12 protein-coding genes and 4 pseudogenes are annotated in these 17630 nt (G+C 65.2%); 10 read left to right on the forward strand and 6 right to left on the reverse strand.

Annotation, left to right across the window (positions count from 1 at the left end; translation table 11 throughout):
* Nucleotides 1–139: 139 nt before the first annotated feature.
* Both AC5ZH6_RS07410 and AC5ZH6_RS07415 read right to left on the reverse strand, forming a co-directional pair.
* Nucleotides 140–1399 carry an IS256 family transposase gene (locus AC5ZH6_RS07410; protein WP_336874021.1) on the reverse strand — a complete coding sequence of 420 codons (1260 nt, stop codon included), beginning with the start codon at nt 1397–1399 and terminating at the stop codon, nt 140–142.
* A 107-nt stretch (nt 1400–1506) separates the two neighbouring features.
* A complete protein-coding gene (locus AC5ZH6_RS07415) occupies nt 1507–2202 on the reverse strand; it encodes a type ISP restriction/modification enzyme (protein WP_496168806.1) in 696 nt (231 codons plus the stop codon).
* Between the two features lie 128 nt (nt 2203–2330).
* Between AC5ZH6_RS07415 and AC5ZH6_RS07420 the strand changes: the two genes are divergently transcribed.
* On the forward strand, nt 2331–3731 hold the full coding sequence (locus AC5ZH6_RS07420; RefSeq protein WP_194984735.1) for an IS1380 family transposase: 1401 nt from the start codon (nt 2331–2333) through the stop codon (nt 3729–3731).
* A gap of 255 nt (nt 3732–3986) precedes the next feature.
* Here the strand turns inward: AC5ZH6_RS07420 and AC5ZH6_RS07425 are convergent.
* Nucleotides 3987–4322, reverse strand: a pseudogene (locus tag AC5ZH6_RS07425) (DUF262 domain-containing protein); the annotation flags it as partial.
* 282 nt (nt 4323–4604) lie between these two features.
* Here AC5ZH6_RS07425 and AC5ZH6_RS07430 point away from each other — a divergent pair.
* From AC5ZH6_RS07430 to AC5ZH6_RS07450, 5 genes and pseudogenes are all read left to right on the forward strand, one after another.
* Entirely contained in the window at nt 4605–4793 is a 189-nt protein-coding gene (locus tag AC5ZH6_RS07430) for a DUF7701 domain-containing protein (RefSeq protein ID WP_259851984.1), read from the forward strand.
* 773 nt (nt 4794–5566) lie between these two features.
* Nucleotides 5567–6022, forward strand: a complete 456-nt coding sequence (locus tag AC5ZH6_RS07435) for a transposase (RefSeq protein ID WP_095719468.1) — start codon at nt 5567–5569, stop codon at nt 6020–6022.
* Nucleotides 6019–7074: an IS3 family transposase gene (locus AC5ZH6_RS07440; RefSeq protein WP_083249486.1), complete on the forward strand. Its 1056-nt coding sequence runs from the start codon at nt 6019–6021 to the stop codon at nt 7072–7074. The genes AC5ZH6_RS07435 and AC5ZH6_RS07440 overlap by 4 nt, the downstream gene beginning before the upstream one ends.
* An 85-nt stretch (nt 7075–7159) precedes the next feature.
* Nucleotides 7160–8056 carry an SMP-30/gluconolactonase/LRE family protein gene (locus AC5ZH6_RS07445; RefSeq protein WP_496168808.1) on the forward strand — a complete coding sequence of 299 codons (897 nt, stop codon included), beginning with the start codon at nt 7160–7162 and terminating at the stop codon, nt 8054–8056.
* Nucleotides 8057–8169: 113 nt separating this feature from the next.
* Nucleotides 8170–8970 (forward strand): annotated as a pseudogene (locus AC5ZH6_RS07450) (IS481 family transposase); the annotation flags it as partial.
* Between the two features lie 11 nt (nt 8971–8981).
* Here AC5ZH6_RS07450 and AC5ZH6_RS07455 read toward each other — a convergent pair.
* Nucleotides 8982–9557: pseudogene (locus AC5ZH6_RS07455) on the reverse strand (IS3 family transposase); the annotation flags it as partial.
* Between the two features lie 179 nt (nt 9558–9736).
* On the opposite strand from AC5ZH6_RS07455, the pseudogene AC5ZH6_RS07460 reads away from it, so the two are divergent.
* The 3 genes and pseudogenes from AC5ZH6_RS07460 to AC5ZH6_RS07470 all read left to right on the forward strand — a co-directional run.
* Nucleotides 9737–10282, forward strand: a pseudogene (locus AC5ZH6_RS07460) (transposase); the annotation flags it as partial.
* 230 nt (nt 10283–10512) lie between these two features.
* Nucleotides 10513–10830 carry a transposase gene (locus tag AC5ZH6_RS07465; RefSeq protein ID WP_211542297.1) on the forward strand — a complete coding sequence of 106 codons (318 nt, stop codon included), beginning with the start codon at nt 10513–10515 and terminating at the stop codon, nt 10828–10830.
* On the forward strand, nt 10827–11720 hold the full coding sequence (locus AC5ZH6_RS07470) for an IS3 family transposase (RefSeq protein WP_211542299.1): 894 nt from the start codon (nt 10827–10829) through the stop codon (nt 11718–11720). The genes AC5ZH6_RS07465 and AC5ZH6_RS07470 overlap by 4 nt, the downstream gene beginning before the upstream one ends.
* A gap of 49 nt (nt 11721–11769) precedes the next feature.
* Here the strand turns inward: AC5ZH6_RS07470 and AC5ZH6_RS07475 are convergent, their stop codons facing one another.
* On the reverse strand, nt 11770–13032 hold the full coding sequence (locus AC5ZH6_RS07475) for an IS256 family transposase (protein ID WP_182641640.1): 1263 nt from the start codon (nt 13030–13032) through the stop codon (nt 11770–11772).
* A 104-nt stretch (nt 13033–13136) separates the two neighbouring features.
* Between AC5ZH6_RS07475 and AC5ZH6_RS07480 the strand changes: the two genes are divergently transcribed.
* Nucleotides 13137–14396: an IS256 family transposase gene (locus AC5ZH6_RS07480; RefSeq protein WP_163376561.1), complete on the forward strand. Its 1260-nt coding sequence runs from the start codon at nt 13137–13139 to the stop codon at nt 14394–14396.
* Nucleotides 14397–14423: 27 nt separating this feature from the next.
* Here AC5ZH6_RS07480 and AC5ZH6_RS07485 read toward each other — a convergent pair whose 3' ends face one another.
* Nucleotides 14424–16901, reverse strand: a complete 2478-nt coding sequence (locus AC5ZH6_RS07485) for an NACHT domain-containing protein (protein WP_496168810.1) — start codon at nt 16899–16901, stop codon at nt 14424–14426.
* Nucleotides 16902–17630: the final 729 nt, after the last annotated feature.

A 17630-nucleotide genomic window follows, 5' to 3' on the forward strand; every position in this document is an offset into this window, starting at 1 on the left:
AGCACCGATGACCTGATGCAACTCCCCGCCTGACCGCAAGCGAAGGATCAGAAACGAGTTACACCACCACACGGGGCTTGACCTCCTTCGGTCAAGCCCCTAGAAGTGGTGTAACTGGTTTTTGATCCTTCGTTGGTGATCAGGCGGGCAGTTGCATCAGGTCATCGGTGCTCACCTCCGTCGTGGAGCCGGTGTTGGTACCGGTGGTCAGGGTGAGTCGGCAGCGGCCCAGAACTTCGAGGCCGAGGTAGCGGCGGCCTTCGGCCCATTCGTCGGTCTGTTCTGCCAGGACGGCGCCGATGAGGCGGACGATGGCGTCACGGTTGGGGAAGATCCCAACCACGTCGGTGCGGCGGCGGATCTCGCGGTTGAGCCGTTCTGTGGGGTTGTTGGACCAGATCTGTCGCCACACGTCGTCGGGGAACGCGGTGAAGGCGAGCAGGTCCTCGCGGGCATCGCCGAGGTGCTCAGCGACCTCGGGCAGGCGGTGCTCGGTGTACTCCAGCAGCCGGTCGAACTGGGCGTTGACGGCGTCCGCGGTGGGCTGGTCGTACACGCTGTGCAGCATCGCTTTCACGGCCGGCCACATGGACTTGGGGCACACCGCCATAAGGTTGGCGGCGTAGTGGGTGCGGCAGCGCTGCCACGCGGCTCCGGGCAGGTTCGCTGCGATCGCCTCGACCAGGCCGGCGTGGGCGTCGGAGGTCACCAGCCGCACGCCGCCCAGGCCGCGGGCGACCAGGTCGGCGAAGAAGGTGTTCCACGAGGCCGTGGTCTCACTGGTGGCCACCTGCATACCGAGGACCTCGCGGTGCCCGTCACCGTTGACCCCGGTGGCCAGCAGCACCGAAGCCTTCACGACCTGCTTGTTCTCCCGGACCTTGATCGCAAGCGCGTCGGCGGTGACGAACGTGAACGGCCCGGCCTCGTCCAGGCGCCGGTGGCGGAACGCGGCGACCTGCTCATCGAGATCTTGGGCCATGCGTGAGACCTGCGACTTGGACAGCGAGTCGATGCCCAAGGTCTTGACCAACTTGTCCATCCGGCGAGTGGAGACGCCGGCCAGGTAGCAGTCCGCCACGACCGTGATCAGCGCGGATTCGGCCCGCTTGCGGCGCTCGAGCAGCCACTCGGGAAAGTAGCTGCCCGAGCGCAGCTTCGGTACGGCGACGTCGACGGTGCCGACGCGGGTGTCCAGGGGCCGGTGGCGGTAGCCGTTGCGCCGGTTGGTGCGTTCGGCGGTGCGGGCGTTCCATTCGGCGCCGCACACGGCGTCGGCGTCGGCGGAAAGCAGGGCGTTGATCATGGTCTGCAGCAGCTCGCGCATCAGATCCGGTGATGCGTCGGAGAGGGCTTGGCTAAGCAGGCCTGCAGGGTCGACAATATGGGGTGCGGTCATCGTGATGACTCCTCGAGGATTCTTTAGACGGTTGACTCGAAGGATCACACGGTGGCCGCTCTACATTCGTGCACAACACGGATTCGTAGACGGGCTCGGCCACCGAGTTACACCACTCTAAGGGGCACTACTTGTCCTTCGTCGCCCTCATCGAAGCCGGGCTGTGCACTCGAATAATCTGGCCTGCGTTGGGAGTCCTTTGTCCCGTCCGGCCAGACGGCACCGGCGGAGGCAAGCATGTCTCGAGACGCCAGCGAGACGGACATGATCTCATCCAGCAGTTCCACCTGCGCTTCCTCGAGCCCGACCAGGCGGGTGAGCACCGACAGCAAGTCAAGAAGCTCGCTGGTCCACTCGGGCGGCCAAGACGAGACATGTACATCGTCGAGGGGACTGGACTTCTTTCCTCCTGGTTCGGCCTTGCGGTAGCCGAACCACGACCGGAGCACGTTCTTTCCTCCCACGGTGTACTCCCACACCGCAGGACTCACCGGGCCGAATGCGCCACCACCGAGTCGCACCTCACCCGTGGCCTCATTGAATATCATCTCGGATGGCATCTCAGCTATCGCCGCTAAATTCATCACCCGACGAGAATCTCCAGCCGCGAGCCGCACATCGCCGGCTGGACGCCCGGACTCTGGGTCAACGAACGTAGCGCCATAGGTGTGCAGCCAGGCAACCTCCATCCCGAGCGTGACGGCTCGTTCGAAGAGCTCCGGACTGGTCGTAAACGGCACTCGGATGCCCGGGGTAGTCAGCTCGTCTGCGAAACGCGCGGTAAACCCGGGATGGGAGAGCACCCCCGCTAGCCCCGGTGTTTCATGGGATCTGCGGATCGCTGGGCGAAAATAGACCGAAGTGCTTCCTGAACAGGGGAAACTGGGACTTGTCGAAGGTTCCATGTCCCCACACAGAAAGCACTCGGTAGGTGAAGCGTACGTCGTGGTCGTCTGGTCTGTCCGTTACTGCTGATGGTGTCGGAGTGATCTCCCACGCCGGAGCCATCGCTCCACGCCTTCTGGCGGATCGAGTGGGGCTGACCGCCGAACTGTCGAAGGCCATGACTCGCAGACGGTTCATCCCAGTCCATGACCGTGGCCGGGTCTTGATCGACCTCGCGGTGATGCTCACAGATGGCGGCGAGTCCATCTCCGACATCGGCGTCCTGCGCCACCAATCTGACGCTCTGGGCCCGGTGGCGTCGGCACCGACGGTGTGGCGCACTCTGGACGAGGTCACCGCCGGCAAGCGCAAGAAGATCCAGGTGGCGCGAGCCCGCACGCGGCGGCATGTGTGGTCCCACCTGCCCGGCGGAGTGCCCGCATCCAAGTGTGCGGGCCGGGACCTGGGAGCCACAATCGCGGCTGATGTGGACGCCACCATCGTGGTCACCCACAGCGAGAAAGAGCTTGCTGCGCCGACGTACAAGCGCACCTTCGGCTACCACCCGATCGGCGTGTGGTGCGACAACACAGAAGAGTTCCTCGCCGCGAGCCTGCGCCCGGGTAACGCCGGGTCGAACACCGCCGCCGACCACATCGACGTCCTGGGCCAGGCGATCGCCCAGGTCCCCGCCAACCATCGACGTGATCTGCTGATCCGCTCCGACGGCGCCGGCGCCTCCCATGACCTGCTGAACTGGGTCACCGAGCAGAACCGCGTCCGTGGTCGACGGGTGGAGTACTCGGTCGGATTCTCCATCACCGGCCCGTTGCGACGGGCCATCGCGACCTGCCCCGAGGAAGCGTGGGGGCCGGCATTGAACCCGTCGGGCGACATTCGCGACGGGGCCGAGGTTGCCGAACTGACCGGATTCCTCGCCCCTGGGCTGCTCGCCAAGTGGCCGGCGGGGATGCGGGTGATCGTCCGCCGCGAGCGGCCCCACCCGGGCGCCCAGCTATCGATGTTCGAGGAGATCGACGGGTGGCGCTACCAGGCGTTTGTCACCAACACCGCCACCGGCCAGCTCCAATTCCTCGAGGCCAGGCACCGGGCTCACGCCCGGGTGGAGGACCGGATCCGACACGCCAAAGACACCGGGCTCGGCCGGCTTCCCTCGCGGGAGTTCGCCCTCAACCAGGCGTGGCTGGTGGCGGTGATGCTCGCCGCTGACCTCGTGGCCTGGACTCGGATGCTGGCCTGCACCGGCGACGCCGCAGTCCTGGCGTTGTGCGAGCCCAAGGCGCTGCGCTACCGCTTCCTCCACGCCGCGGCCCGACTGGCCCGCAGCGGCCGACGACGAAGAGTGAAAATCCCCGAAACGTGGCCCTGGGCGGTCGCTATCGTCGCCGTGTTCAGCACGATCGCCGCGATCCCCGAACCCGCCTGACCTCACCTGCCCGCCCACGACAGCACCACCCGGAGACCCGCCACCGGCAGCGCCAGCCGGCGCTCCCGCACGCCCATAGACGCAATCGCACCCACCGTCACCCGGCAGAAGCCGTCCTCGCACTCCATGAATCAGCGGGGCTAGATGTGCGTAATTTTGGCGCAGGTTCCGTTCGCTGCGCCCGTCCTTGCGAACCGGGAGTGCGACTCCTGAAGTTGCCGAGTGAAGGTCAGCGGTCAGGTCCGCGTCCTTTTCTCTCATCTGGGATGCCAGCGCGGTGGCTATCAACACGAATGTTAGAAATCGCTGCTGCCCGTCCACGATGTCGAGCGTCTCTCCCGCGTTGCCTACTTCTTCGCTTGGGGAGGGGTGAAGAATGAAGGTCCCGATCCGGTAGTGCCCTGCTGAGCTGAAACGTCGGATGTCACTGACGAGTTGAGAGACGTTCTTAGCCGTCCACGTGTATGGACGCTGGTAAGCGGGGATGTCCAACTTCATCGTCTGCATCAGCTTCACCACAGACGTGATTTCTGCGGTGAGTTGCCCGCCGGGTCCTCTTTCAGTTGATGCACGTTGCTCCGTTGAGACCATGTCGCAATGCTGTCACAGGCCATCAGTAGTCAAGAACCAATGCAGTGCATGATGTGCCCCGCCGACGCTGTTGACGCGATTGTCGAGATCCGTGTCCGTCGGTTCTCGCAGTGGGAGAACGCCGGGCCCCGGTGAGGCTGTTGATCAGCCGTCCTGGAGCCCTCGGAGGGTTCCGATCTAACAGGGAAGAGCCGTATAGCGGTCACGCTGCGGGTCAGCGCGTGTGGGGTCACTTCCGAGGCGCCACTGCGTCGAAGTTCGTGACAACCGCTGTGGAGTGAGGTGCTCCTGCGAGCCAAGGGCGTGCAAACAAAGGCGTCGGACGTCCACGACGCGTGGTCGGCCTGGATGCGGCGCGTCAACCCCGGCCACGAGTCGATTCGTCCGTTCGACGAGTTGGACTCCGAGACGCGTAGCGAGGACGGCCCCTTCCTAGTCGCGATTAGAACTGCCGCCGAACGTCGTGAGTGACAGCCCCTACCGGCCCGCGGGAACGGGCACCCAATGGTTGTCCTGTACCGGAACGCGGTGGAGCGCGGGCGCCCAGACGTCAGTACCGTTTCGTGGCTACTTTGGCAGGCTCGGCTGAGATGCCCCAGTTCTGTCAATCTGCACCGGCGTATCTCGTCAATCCGGACTGCATAGCGACAGAGGATGAGCCCGAGCACAGCGAAGAGCGTGCCGAGGCTCACCGAGATGAGCAGCACCCCGACGCCCGCCTGACCGGTCTCGTCTCCCACCGCCAGCACCGCGAAGCCGGTCGTAAATCCGCCGGGTATTCCGATGGACGACGCCATGACTCCCGACAGCCCCGGCCTGCCGAGGCGCGCGCACAGCCACCAGAGCAGCAGGGTCGTCGCACCGCACGCCACCACCTGCCAGACGGCGTAATCCCGGCCCGGGCCCGCCGACCACGTGAGCCACGCGCCGAACGATGCGAGCCCGGCCAGAAAGGCGAGGGCCCACACGGCAAGCGCCGGAAGCCCGCGGACTCTGGGCGCCGGACCGCCCCGGGCGCGCGCCTGGTCGCGCTCGTACAGCCAGACGAGCCCCCCGGCGATCGAGCTGGGCACGACGACGAATAGCCCCACATAGGCGAGGAAGCCGACGAGCGAGAACTCGTAACCGGGGAACATATGGCCAGTCTCCCACCTATTCGGGCATCTCCCTATCCGCCAGACTGAGGTGAGACACCCGGGCTGGCTGGTTGAGAGGCTGGGGCGTGAGGAGAAGGAGAACCCAGCATGACTATCACTGCAACTACTGACGCGGCCCTGGAGGCCTCGCAGCCGACGCCGACGACCTCGACGCAGGAGACGGTTCAGGCCCCGCGGACCGGGCGGCCGGCCCGGCGGACGTTCACGGCCGAGTACAAGCGGCGCATCGTCGCCGAGTACGAGCAGGCCCCGTCCGGGCAGAAGGGCCGCGTGCTGCGCCGAGAGGGCCTCTACGATTCCAGCGTCAAGCAGTGGCGGGCCCAGATCGAAGCGGGAACACTGGGCACCGTGTCCAAGAGAAGGCCCCGGGCTGGCCAGTCGCCGGAGCAGGCGCGCATCGCTGAGCTGGAAAAGCAGATCAGCAAACTCGAGTCAGACGCCGCCCGGAAGGACAAGGTCATCGCCGATCGTGACGCCGCGTTGGAGGTCATGGGAAAAGGTGTCGCGTTCTTGGAAGCGCTCTCCAAGAAAAACAAGGGGTGACCAGGGCCGCCTGGCGCACCTGGCAGGCCGAAACCGCGCAGCTGCTGACCGCGCTGCTGGGTGTGGTGCGGTCCTGCGCCCTGGTCGGTAGGTCGCGGGCGACCCATCATCGCCAGGCCAATCCGAAACCGCGCCAGTATGGGCCGCACCCCAAGGCCCGCCATCCTGCCGAGCTCACCGCCGCCGAGCGCACCGCGATACTGGAAGTGCTCACCAGCGAGGCCTACGCCGATCTGTCCGTGGCCCAGGTGTGGGCCCGCGAACTCGACGCCGGCCGGTATCACTGCTCGCAGCGCACGATGCACCGGATCCTGGCGGCCGAGGCGATGAACGGCGAGCGTCGTCGGCAGGCAACCCATCCACCACGGGCGATTCCCGAACTGGTCGCAACCTCAGCAAATGATGTGTGGTCGTGGGACATCACGAAAATGCGGGGCCCGGCCAAGGGCATCTGGTACCACGCCTACGTCGTCATCGACATCTACTCCCGCTACGTCGTGGGCTGGCGCATCGAGACCGTCGAAGACGGCGAACTGGCCGCCGACCTGGTCGCCGCCGCCATCGCCGAGCAAGGCCAGGCACCGGGGTATCTCCACGCCGACGGGGGCGCGGCGATGACCTCGAAGCCGTTGGCCTCACTCCTGTGCGATCTGGATGTAACCCGGTCGCACAATCGGCCGCGGACCAGCAACGACAACCCGTACAGCGAGTCGCAGTTCAAGACCATGAAGTACACGCCGAACTACCCCGAGCGGTTCGCCAGCATCGGTGCCGCCCGGGCATGGATGAACCGATTCATCCACTGGTACAACCACCAGCACCGGCACAGCGGGATCGGACTGCACACCCCGGCCAGCGTCCACGACGGCACCGCCGAGACCATCCGCGACAGGCGCCAGCTCGTGCTCGACGCCGCCTACGCCAAACACCCCGAACGGTTCACCCGACGACCGCGCCCACCCCGACTGCCGGAAAAGGCGACCATCAACGACCCCGACGCCCGATCACCCGAAACTAGCCAAGCCCAACCGAGCACCTCACGTCTCATTTGATTTGACACGCTCCGTCTGGCGGAGTAGCGTTCCTCTTCGTCATCGCCTGAGAGGACCTTCGATGCGCGTTCGCCCCCTTGCCGCCTTGCTCTCCCTCGCCACTGTCGCCGCGCTGGCGCTCGCCCCTACTGCCGCCGCCGCACCGCCCGCGACCGGGTCGCTGGACGGGCCGCCGCCGCTGTGCGGGGTCTGGACCAGCCGCGTCGTCGCCTCGGGATTCGCGCACCTGGAGAACATCGCCGCGCTCCCTTCCGGCGATCTCCTCCTCTCGGAGATCTTCCCCTCGACGCCCGACCAGGGTGCACTGTGGCGCCTCACCCCGGGAGGCACACGACATCTCGTGACGCCGATTCCCTCCCCGGGCGGCATCGTCGTCGACGGCAACCAGGCGTACGTGACGTTTGGGAACGCGATCCCGTCGGCCATTCTCAACACTCCGGACGGCGGGATCACGCGGGTGGATCTCGCCACCGGGCAGCGCACCACCGTCGCGACCGGCCTCGTGATGCCCGACGGTCTCGCCGCGCTGCCTGGCGGCCGCCTGCTCACGACTCGCGCTGCCGGCGCGAATGACCATCCGACGCTCGTCGAGGCCGACGGCACCCACCGGCCGTTTGCGCCGTGGATCACGTCGTCCAACGGCATCGCCCGCGATCCGAAGTCCGGTGATCTCTTTATCGCCCGCACCGCCGTCCAGCCGAGCGAGGTCGTGCGCGTGACCGAGCGCGGCGAGCTCGTCCAGCGCTACCCGTTCGCCGGTATCGGGCCCCTGATCTCCGCCGACGATCTCGACCTCGCGCCCGACGGGAAGCTTTACGTCGCGCAAGAAGCCGGCCGGGTCGTCCAGATCGATCCGTCCAGCGGCGCGCAGTGCGTCGTCGCCGACCAGCCGTGGTTCGCCTCGTCGGTCGCCGCCACGGATGCGAACACCCTGTACGCGACGAGCCTCCTCGGCACGGTTACCGAGTACCGCCGGGGCTAGGTGTACTGACCACGGACGTTGTGTCGCTGGTCGGCATGGCGGGATGACATGAGGAAGACCTCCGTGTGAGGTGTGAAAGCGACGAAGCAACCACACTCACAACGGAGGTCTTCATGTCCCACGCTAACGCCCCGCTGACTCCGACGGGAAGGCTGCGTCTGGCTCGGTGTGTCGTCGAGGACGGCTGGATGCCGCGGCGAGCGGCGGAGCGGTTTGGTGTCTCGGTCACCACGGTCCGCAAGTGGGTCTATCGCTACCGCTCGCTCGGCGAGGACGGCATGGTCGACCGTTCCAGCCGCCCGCACCACAGCCCGGCCCAGACGCCGCGGCGTCGGGAACGACGGGTGATCGGCCTGCGGGTTTCCCGCCGATGGGGTCCGGCCCGGATTGCGTATCATCTGGGTGTGCAGCCCTCGACTGTGCACAAGATCCTGTCGCGCTACGGCTGCGTCAGGCTGGCGTTCACCGATCCTGCCACCGGCGCCCCGGTGCGTGCGGGCAAGCGGCAGGTGCGCCGATACGAGCACGAAGCACCAGGCGATCTGGTGCACGTGGACATCAAGAAACTCGGCCGCATCCCCGACGGAGGTGGGCACAAGGTCCACGGCCGCGCCAAGGGAAAACGTGACCGCAAACGCGGGATGGGCTACTGGTACATCCACAACGCCGTGGACGACCACTCACGCTTGGCCTACAGCGAGCTGCTGGAAGACGAGCGCAAAGACACCGCCGCCGGATTCTGGAAGCGGGCCCACGCCTTCTTCAACGACGCCGGGATCACCGTGCGCCGGGTCCTGACCGACAACGGCATGTGCTATCGCTCCCACGCCTTCGCCGACGCCCTCGGAGGCGATATCGCACACAAGAGGACCCGCCCGTACCGCCCACAGACCAATGTGAACCGCCCCAGGTTTCCCGCCGCTCCCTATGTGGGTTGCAGCTCTCGGTTGAGAGCGGCGTAGTAGCTCTGCTCGAACTCGACGGGCGGGACGTAGCCCAGGCTCGAGTGGAGCCGGTCATTGTTGTACCACTCGACCCATGCAGCGGTCGCGTACTCGACGTCGGCGAGCGTCTTGTACGGCCCGTCGTGGAAGATCGACGAGCGGATGCACTCGGCCTTGTATAGCCCGTTGATCGTCTCCATGAGCGCGTTATCGTAGGCGTCACCGACGCTGCCGATCGACGGTTCGATCCCCTCCAAGGCGAGTCGTTCCGTGAACGCTACAGATGTATATTGACTGCCTGCGTCCGAGTGGCTGATCAGCGACTTCGGCTCGACCGGGTGCCCCTCGCGATCGCGTTGCCACAGCGCCATCCGTAGCGGCGTCATCACCAGATCCGTGGCCATGGTGGTCGCTGCATTCCAGGCAACGATGCGCTGAGCGAATACGTCGACGATGAACGCGACGTAGGAGAAGCCGGCCCACGTTCGGACGTAAGTGAAGTCAGCGACCCACACCCGGTCCGGGCGATCTGAGGTGAAGTCCCGGTCCAGCAGGTCCTGCTAGCGGCCATGCCAATCTCCCTGTAGACGGACACGTACTTCCCTGCTGACGGTCAGTTGATCTCCCTGTCCGTGGCCAAGGGATCGGGCCGTGTCGGTCCCGCGAAAAGCGCCCCTCCGGGGATGTGCTCGAGGTCTTCGACCACCTTTCGAGCGCTGTTCCACCGGAGGGACGCATGAAGAAGTCTGACAGGGAGATCATGGAAATTCTGGAGGCGTACGACGCCACTGAAAGTGCGCACTCCGCCGCACAGCTGGCGGGTGTGGATCCCAAGACCGTGCGGCGGTACGTCGCCGCTCGTGACCAGGGGCGTCCGGTGACCGGCGCGGGCCGCCGTCCGCGGATGCTCGATGAGTACATGCCCAAGATCGAGGAGTGGGTCGAGCGCGGCAACGGCAAGGTCCGCGCCGATATCGTCCACGAACGGCTGGTGGCGATGGGGTTCACCGGGACCGAGCGCACGACCCGTCGGGCGGTGGCGCAGGTCAAGGCCGCGTGGCGGGCCGGGCATCAGCGCACCTACCGGCCGTGGATCACCGAGCCGGGCCTGTGGCTGCAGTTCGACTGGGGCGACGGGCCGAAGGTCCCCGGCCCGGACGGGGTCCTGCGCTCGACGTTGCTGTTCTGCGCCTGGTTGGCGTGGTCCCGCTTCCGGGTAGTCATCCCGGTGTGGGACCAGAAACTGCCCACGCTGATCGCTTGCCTGGACGCGACCCTGCGCGGGTAAGTCCCCTGGAGTGGTGGGGTTTGGGGGCCGGGGTTTGGGCTGACGACGGTGTGGCGGCCCGCCAAGGGGGTGGGCCATCGCGTAGTGGTCAATGAGTTACGACCAAGTAGCTCACGGAAGGGCGTGTCAAGTTTTCTGTGTAAGGGCCGGTCGGTTTGAACCTCCCCAGTTTGAGTGGACACCTGAGATAGCGGGACGAAGGGTCCTGCTGGAAGGATGTCTACATGTCCAGGACGCGTCGGTCGTTTACGCCTGAGTTCAAGGCGGAGGCTGCTCGTCGGGTGATTGACGGGGGCCGGCCGGTCACCGAGGTCGCGCGTGAACTCAACGTGCATGAGAACTTGTTGGGCAAATGGGTGCGCGCTGAACGGATGCGCGATGGTGTCGCCGACGAGGTGCGCAACGCCCCACCGGATCGGGACTTGTCAGCTGGTGAGCGCGCGGAGTTGACTCGGTTACGTGCGGAGCTCGCCGAGAAGGATCGCGATCTGGCGTTCCTGAAAAAAGTATCGGCGTACTTTGCGGCGCAGCAACATCGGTGAGCAAGTTCGAGCTCATTGCCGCGGAGTGCGCCGACCACGACATCACGAAACTCACGGAACTGCTGGGTGTTTCACGATCCGGATTCTACTCGTGGGTGGATCGGCAACGACGTAGGGAGCTGACACCTCGCCAGCAGCGCCGCCGGGATCTGGAGGTGAAGATCCTCGCCCATTGGCAGGCATCCACGCGTACCTACGGTTCGCCGCGGATCACCGCCGATCTGCATGCCGAGGGCGTCGCGGTCTCGGAGAACACCGTCGCCAAGATCATGGCCGAGATGGGTATCGAGGGCATCAGCCCACGCACCTTCAAGGTCAAGACCACCGAGGTCGATCCGACGGCGACCTTCCCACCGGACCGGGTCGGGCGAGCGTTCGACCAGGGTGGCATCGACCTGGTCTGGACCTCTGATATCACCTACCTGACCTGCGGTGAGGGCGAGGCATACCTTTGTGCGATCCGCGACGAGCACTCGCGTCGGGTGCTGGGCTGGTCGCTGGCCGATCACATGCGCACCGAGCTGGTCGAGGCGGCCGTGGACGCTGCTGTGTTCACCCGTGGCGGGTCGGTGGCCGGCACCATCCTGCACAGCGACAGGGGCAGTCAGTACACCAGCCGCGACATGGCCGCCGCATGCGGCAAGCATGGCTTGCGGCGCTCGATGGGCGCGACAGGGATCTGCTGGGACAACGCCGGCGCCGAATCACTGTGGTCGACCGTCAAGCACGAATACTACAAGCGGCACGCGTTCACCACGTACGCGAATCTCACTGCAGGACTTGACAATTACATCAGATTCTACAATCATGACAGGAGGCACAGCTCGTTGGGGATGATCTCGCCTATCGACTTCGAGATCACGTCACTGACAAGTCAGCGATCAAGCTAACCGTGTCCACTTTTTCGGGGGAGCCCCAGTTAGCCCCTCTGCCGGGTGGTCAGAGTGGGAGTCTGTTGGGGAATTGCACGGCGAAGGCGTTGAGCGCTTGGTGCCATCCCTGTGTGCCGGTGCCGAGGTCGCCGCCGCGGGTGGTTTCGATGTTTCGGATGCCCAGATAGACCAGTTTGATCGCCGCCTCGACTGAGGGGAATGAGCCCCTTGTCTTGGTGATTTTCCGGAGTTGGTAGTTGATCGATTCGATCTGGTTTGTGGTGTAGATGACCTTGCGGATCTCGGGGGTGAACGCCAGGAACGGGGTGAAGTCCTCCCACGCATTGCGCCACGCCATCACCGCCCCCGGCGCCTTGGTGCCCCAGGTCTCGGCGAAGGCTTCCATCGCCAGCTCGGCGGCCTGGACGGTGGCCGCGGTGTAGATCGGCTTCATGTCCTTGGCCATGGTCTTGCGGTCGGCGTAGGAGGCGTACTTCATGGCCGAGCGCAGCAGGTGCACCACGCAGGTCTGCACCACCGTCTCGGGGTAGACACTGTTGACCGCGGCCGGCAGCCCGGTCAGTCCGTCGCAGCACAAGATCAGGATGTCCTTGCAGCCCCGATTGCGGATCTCCGCCAGGACGCCTGCCCAGAACTTGGCCCCCTCGGTAGCACCGAGCCACAGTCCCAGCACCTGCTTGCGGCCCTCTAGATCGACGCCTACGGCCACGTGGCAGGCCTTATTGGCCACGACGCCGCCGTCGCGAATCTTGAGCCAGATCGCGTCGATGTAGACGATCGGATACACCGTCTCCAGCGGCCGGGACTGCCACAGGGCGATTTCGTCGGTGACCACGTCGGTGACCCGGGAGATGGTCGCGGCGGAGACGGTGGAGCCGTAGATCTCCTCAAGGTGTGAGCCGATATCCCTGGTGGTCATGCCGCGGGCGTAGAGGGACAGGATCATGTCCTCGACCTTGCCCAGTCGACGGGCCCGCTTCGGGACGATCACCGGCTCGAACGAGCTATTGCGGTCCCGCGGCACGGTCAGCTCCACGGGACCCTGGAGGGTCTGGACGCGCTTGGTGGTCTTGCCGTTGCGGGAGTTACCGGTCCCATGGCCGGCGGGGTCGCCGGCCTCGTAGCCCAGGTGGTCGGAGAGCTCGGCTTCCATGGCCCGCTCCAGCACCGCCTTGGTCATCTGCGTCAGCAGCTCCTCGACCCCGTGGCGGCCCTGCCCGAGTTCCTCGGCGGCGGTCACCATGGCGTCGATCTGATCGGCGCTCAGCACCCCGGCCAAGGGGTTCTGGACATCAGCAATTTCGGTCATTCGGTCAATCCTTCCAAGAGGCGAAACCCGTAGGTCACACCTCGGTTCGAGACCGGACCCTTACACACTCAATGAAACACCCTCACGGAAGGACACACCACGCGATGACCCACTCCCATTCTGGCGTACACGCCCAGTTGGATGCACTCCTGTCCGCCGATCCGCAGGCGATGTTCGCCGAACTGGTGCGGGCCGGCCTGCAGGCGCTGATCGAGGCTGAAGCCTCAGCCAAGATCGGCGCCGGCAGGTACGAGCGCAACGAGGACCGCACCACGCACCGCAACGGGTACCGAAACAAGACTGTCTCGACCCCGGCCGGCGATATCGAGGCGCGGATCCCGAAGCTGCGATCGGGGTCGTTCTTCCCCGCTCTGCTCGAGCGGCGCCGGCGCATCGACCGGGCCCTGTACGCGGTGATCATGCAGGCCTACGTACACGGGGTCTCTACACGTGCAGTGGACGATCTCGTACGGGCTCTCGGTGTAGACACTGGCATCTCGAAGTCTGAGGTGTCCCGCATCTGCGCCGAGCTCGACGCCGAAGTGGAGGCGTTCCGTACCCGCACGCTGGCCCACACCGAGTTCCCGTACGTGTTCGCTGACGCGACGTTCTGCAAGGTCCGTATCGGTGCGCACGTGGTATCTCATGCCATGGTCGTGGCCACTGGCGTTTCCGCTGATGGCACCCGCGAAGTGCTCGGCACGGCGGTCGGGGACAGTGAGTCGTACGAGTTCTGGAATGACTTCCTGCGCTCCCTGAAGGCCCGTGGGCTATCCGGGGTGCACCTGGTCATCTCCGACGCCCATGCGGGCCTCAAGGCGGCCGTAGCCAAGCAGTTTGTGGGCGCCTCCTGGCAGCGCTGCCGGGTGCACTTCATGCGCAACCTGCACGGCACGGTGGCGTCAAAGCACGCACCCGCGGTGACCGCGGCGGTCAAGACGATCTTCGCCCACACCGACCCCAAGGATGTGGCCGCGCAGTGGGACCAGGTCGCCGACACCTTCGCCGGCTCGTTCCCCAAGGCGCACCAGATGATGCGCGAGGCCAAAACGGACGTGCTGGCGTTCACCGCGTTCCCCCGCGGACACTGGCAGAAGATCTGGTCCAACAACCCCATCGAGCGGCTCAACAAAGAGATCAAACGCCGCGCCGACGTCGTAGAAATCTTCCCCAACCCGGAGGCCTTCCTGCGGCTGGCGACCTCGGTGGTGATCGACCAACACGACGAATGGCAAGTCGGTCGCCGCTACCTCTCAGAGAGCTCCATGGGCGAACTCCGAGCCGTCATCGCCGCCAAGCAGCACGCCCTCAACGCCAGCAACGGATATGATCAAAACACGGAACTCGTTGATCACTGCGACTGACCAGACGCGGAACCGATTCCCACCACATCACGGGGCACTATCGGCGCCGTCCGAGAGGTCCATGTCTTCGAAGTCCACAGTGACCCCGGCTCCGGCTTCGCAACAGGCTCCGATCGCGAGCCACGCGTTCTGCTGCTCCGTGCCGATCGCTGCTGCGAGCTGCTCGTACCACCACTTCGAGAACTCGCTGCGCTGGTTGAGCAGCTCACGAAGCACCCGCACGCGTTGGGGGTTGGCGGTATCACTCGGGTTCTTGCTGATCAGTGTCGTCAGCCGTGACCATGTCGGGTCAGCACCGGCGGCCGTGGGGTTTGGCAGCTCGGGCAGTGGGGTGATGTCTCGGCGGTCGAGCGCGGACAGTAGGAAGTTCACCCCCGTGTCGGCACAGAGTGCCGTCAGTACCTTGCGCGCTTCGTGTGGTCGACGCTGGAATACGCCGTCAGTCAGAAGTGCCCACGCGGCGAGGTATGACGCGGGCGCCGACGTGTGTGGCAGCTCCTGTTCGATGCCGGCGGCCAGGACGTAGACGTCGCTGCCCTTCGCGTTGCCGCCGTAGAACCTGGCGGTGTTGAGCCAGTATGGGCGGCGTAGGAGCTCGCGCAGGACAATCGCCTTGTCGAAGTGGGGGTTGTCTTCGCCTGCGTTCCGGTACAGGAATCGGGCGGCGAAGTACTCCCGGAGGGAGAGAACCTCGAACTCGTAGGTGCCGTCCACTTGGCTGGTCAGTGCCCATAGACGGTCGCTGATGCCTACGAAGAGCTCGTCCACAATCGACTCTTGGTTGCCGTAGGTGCGCTGGAAGTGGCGCATCGCTGCCTTGAGGTCGTTGATGCTCATTCGGCCGTTGATCTGCGACTCCTCGGTATGCGCGTGCAGGTACCAACCGAGGAACGGGATGATCTCGAGCAGCTCCTCCTTGTGGTCGCGAACGGCCTTGGGGTGCTTGTTCGCCTCGCGGGCGAGGAGAAGCTCTACGTACGTGTCGTAGAGGTCGGTCCGCTGTGTCGGGGTGGCCGCGCCCTGACGGTGGAGCAGGTCCAGCAGGATCGTCAACTGCATCGGGTTGCCGGCGAGTTCGTGGATGTAGGGCTCGCGGCTCTTCTCGTTGAAGCTCTTCCGCAGCTCCCGGCCGTCCTTGCCCCTGATTTCCCGGACCGCGCACCACTTGCGCAGGTAGTCGGCCCGTTGCTCGCCCGTGAGCTGGTTCAACGTGATGATCTCGAACTTGTCCAGGGTTGGCTCCGGGAGCGCACCCGCGCTCGGCCGCGTGGTGACAACGACCTTGAGCGGCTCGGTGTAGGACTTCCCTCGCCCGGCGAACGCGTCGATCTCGCTGACGACCCGCCGCCGGGTGCTGGCGCTGCCGACCTCATCGAGTCCGTCAAGCACAACGAGGCTGGGAACTCGTTCGAAGATGCCCTGCACCGTGTCGGCAGTAGCGGTGATGCCGCCGCTCGCATGCGTCATGAGGTCAGCGATGAAGCACTCGACGGTCGCCTTCTCGCCCTTGCGCGCCTTATCCCGCTTTCGCTTGCGGTCATCGGAGTGATCCCACACGTCGTTGCCGGCGAGCCACAGAGCATAGTCGCTCAGATCCAACCGGATCGGGAACCGTGGATTATCGAGCGCAGGTAGGGCCTTGGGTCGCTCCGACTCCGGAATGAATGCACTGCGGTGAACTTGGCAGATGTACTGACTGAGTGTGGACTTTCCCTGCCCCGGAGCGCCTCGCACCAGTGTGAACGGCATCGGTGTGTGCAGCAGGTGATGCGCAGCGCCGCCGAGTTCGTTCGAGTAGAGCCCTTGAGCGCGGGCTCTGTCCGGGGAGCGTACGAGCTCTGCGGTGACGTCGACGAAGAGGTCCGCCATCCTCTTCCGGTCCACCTCGACTTGGCTGAACTTGACCCGTTGGTCGTCATCCCACTGCGACGCGGCAACCTGCCGGATCAGCTTGCGCTCCGCCTGGTTCTTGGTGGCGCCGACCTGCTCGGCGACCAGGAATCGGATCAGGTCCCACCCGGCGAGCATGTCGGCGTAGGCCCACTTGATCGAGTCCTCGGAGTTGTCGAGCCACGAGTTGAGCGCCTCGCGCCAGATGCACGACATCTCGTCGAAGCCGAGCTCCTCGGCATACGCGTCCAGCTTTTTGTTCAGCTGCGCGAAGGTGCCGGTCCCGGGCTTGGCGGTGCTCGGCACGTTCGTCACCAGGACGTAGTGCCGCACATCTTCTTTCGCCAGCCGCCGCAGGTTGTCCAGCTCCTTCTTCACCTGGGCGTCCAGCCAGCTGACGGGGTTCTTCTCCGAGCCGGACATGGACCACTTGACCTGGTAGATCAGCACTGTCGACGGGTCGAGCTTGCGCTGCCCATCGATGCCGCCGTCAGCCTGGCGTAGCGCCATGGGTGTGAAGTTCGGGAATTGCGCGGCGAGCAGTGTGTTGACGAGCTGCTGGAAGTCGTGATCACCCAGGCGCTCGTAGAGGTAGCGGTGACGACTCTCGGGCATGGACGACTCCTAGAACTCCAACCCGATCGTGTCAATTGCGGCGTCGGGAACTCCGAATGCTGATTCCATTCAACCCGCTGGCGTTGCGCTGATCGTGGAGATACTCGGCCGGAGTGTCACTGGACACTGGCTCGGAGTTGCCTGCCAGAATCGCACCATGGCCGGTCGCTGCTGCCGAAACTACGCAAATGTGGCTATCGGAAGTCCCCGGCTGACGATCGCGGACACGGGGTCAGTCACTCATGCCGTCGTCGGATGCGCAGAAGTAGTACCGCAGCGCAGCCCCCTGAAGGTCGAGGCCCCGCCAGCACGACGGGGCCTCGATATGAACGCCAGTTGACGCTGGCATTCCTGCCGCTCCAAGGCGCTTCTAGTATATGCGATCGACAAACTCGGCGGCTGGAGGCTGGCTGCTGACGTCTAGATCTCGTCCAAGTGACGATTGGGGCCGCCCCTGTCGATTTAGGTGGTTAGCTGTTTGTTCAAGAATCTAAGCGGGGCAACCCATTCGGACTCCTCGTTGGGGTCTGAAGTTAGTTGCTCATCGCTGAATGACCACGGGTCACGAAGTTGTTGGCCTACAAGACCGCGATCAGTGTTCCACTCCGGATCAGAATCACCGGTGAACAACGCGGCGATGTCCTCGTAACGGCGCCACGTGCGCGGAGCGCGGCCGTCAGCAGCTCGCCGCCGAGCGACAAACCACTGAAACATCCACCTCAGGTACAC

The sequence above is a fragment of the Gordonia sp. YC-XJ4 genome (assembly GCF_059511865.1).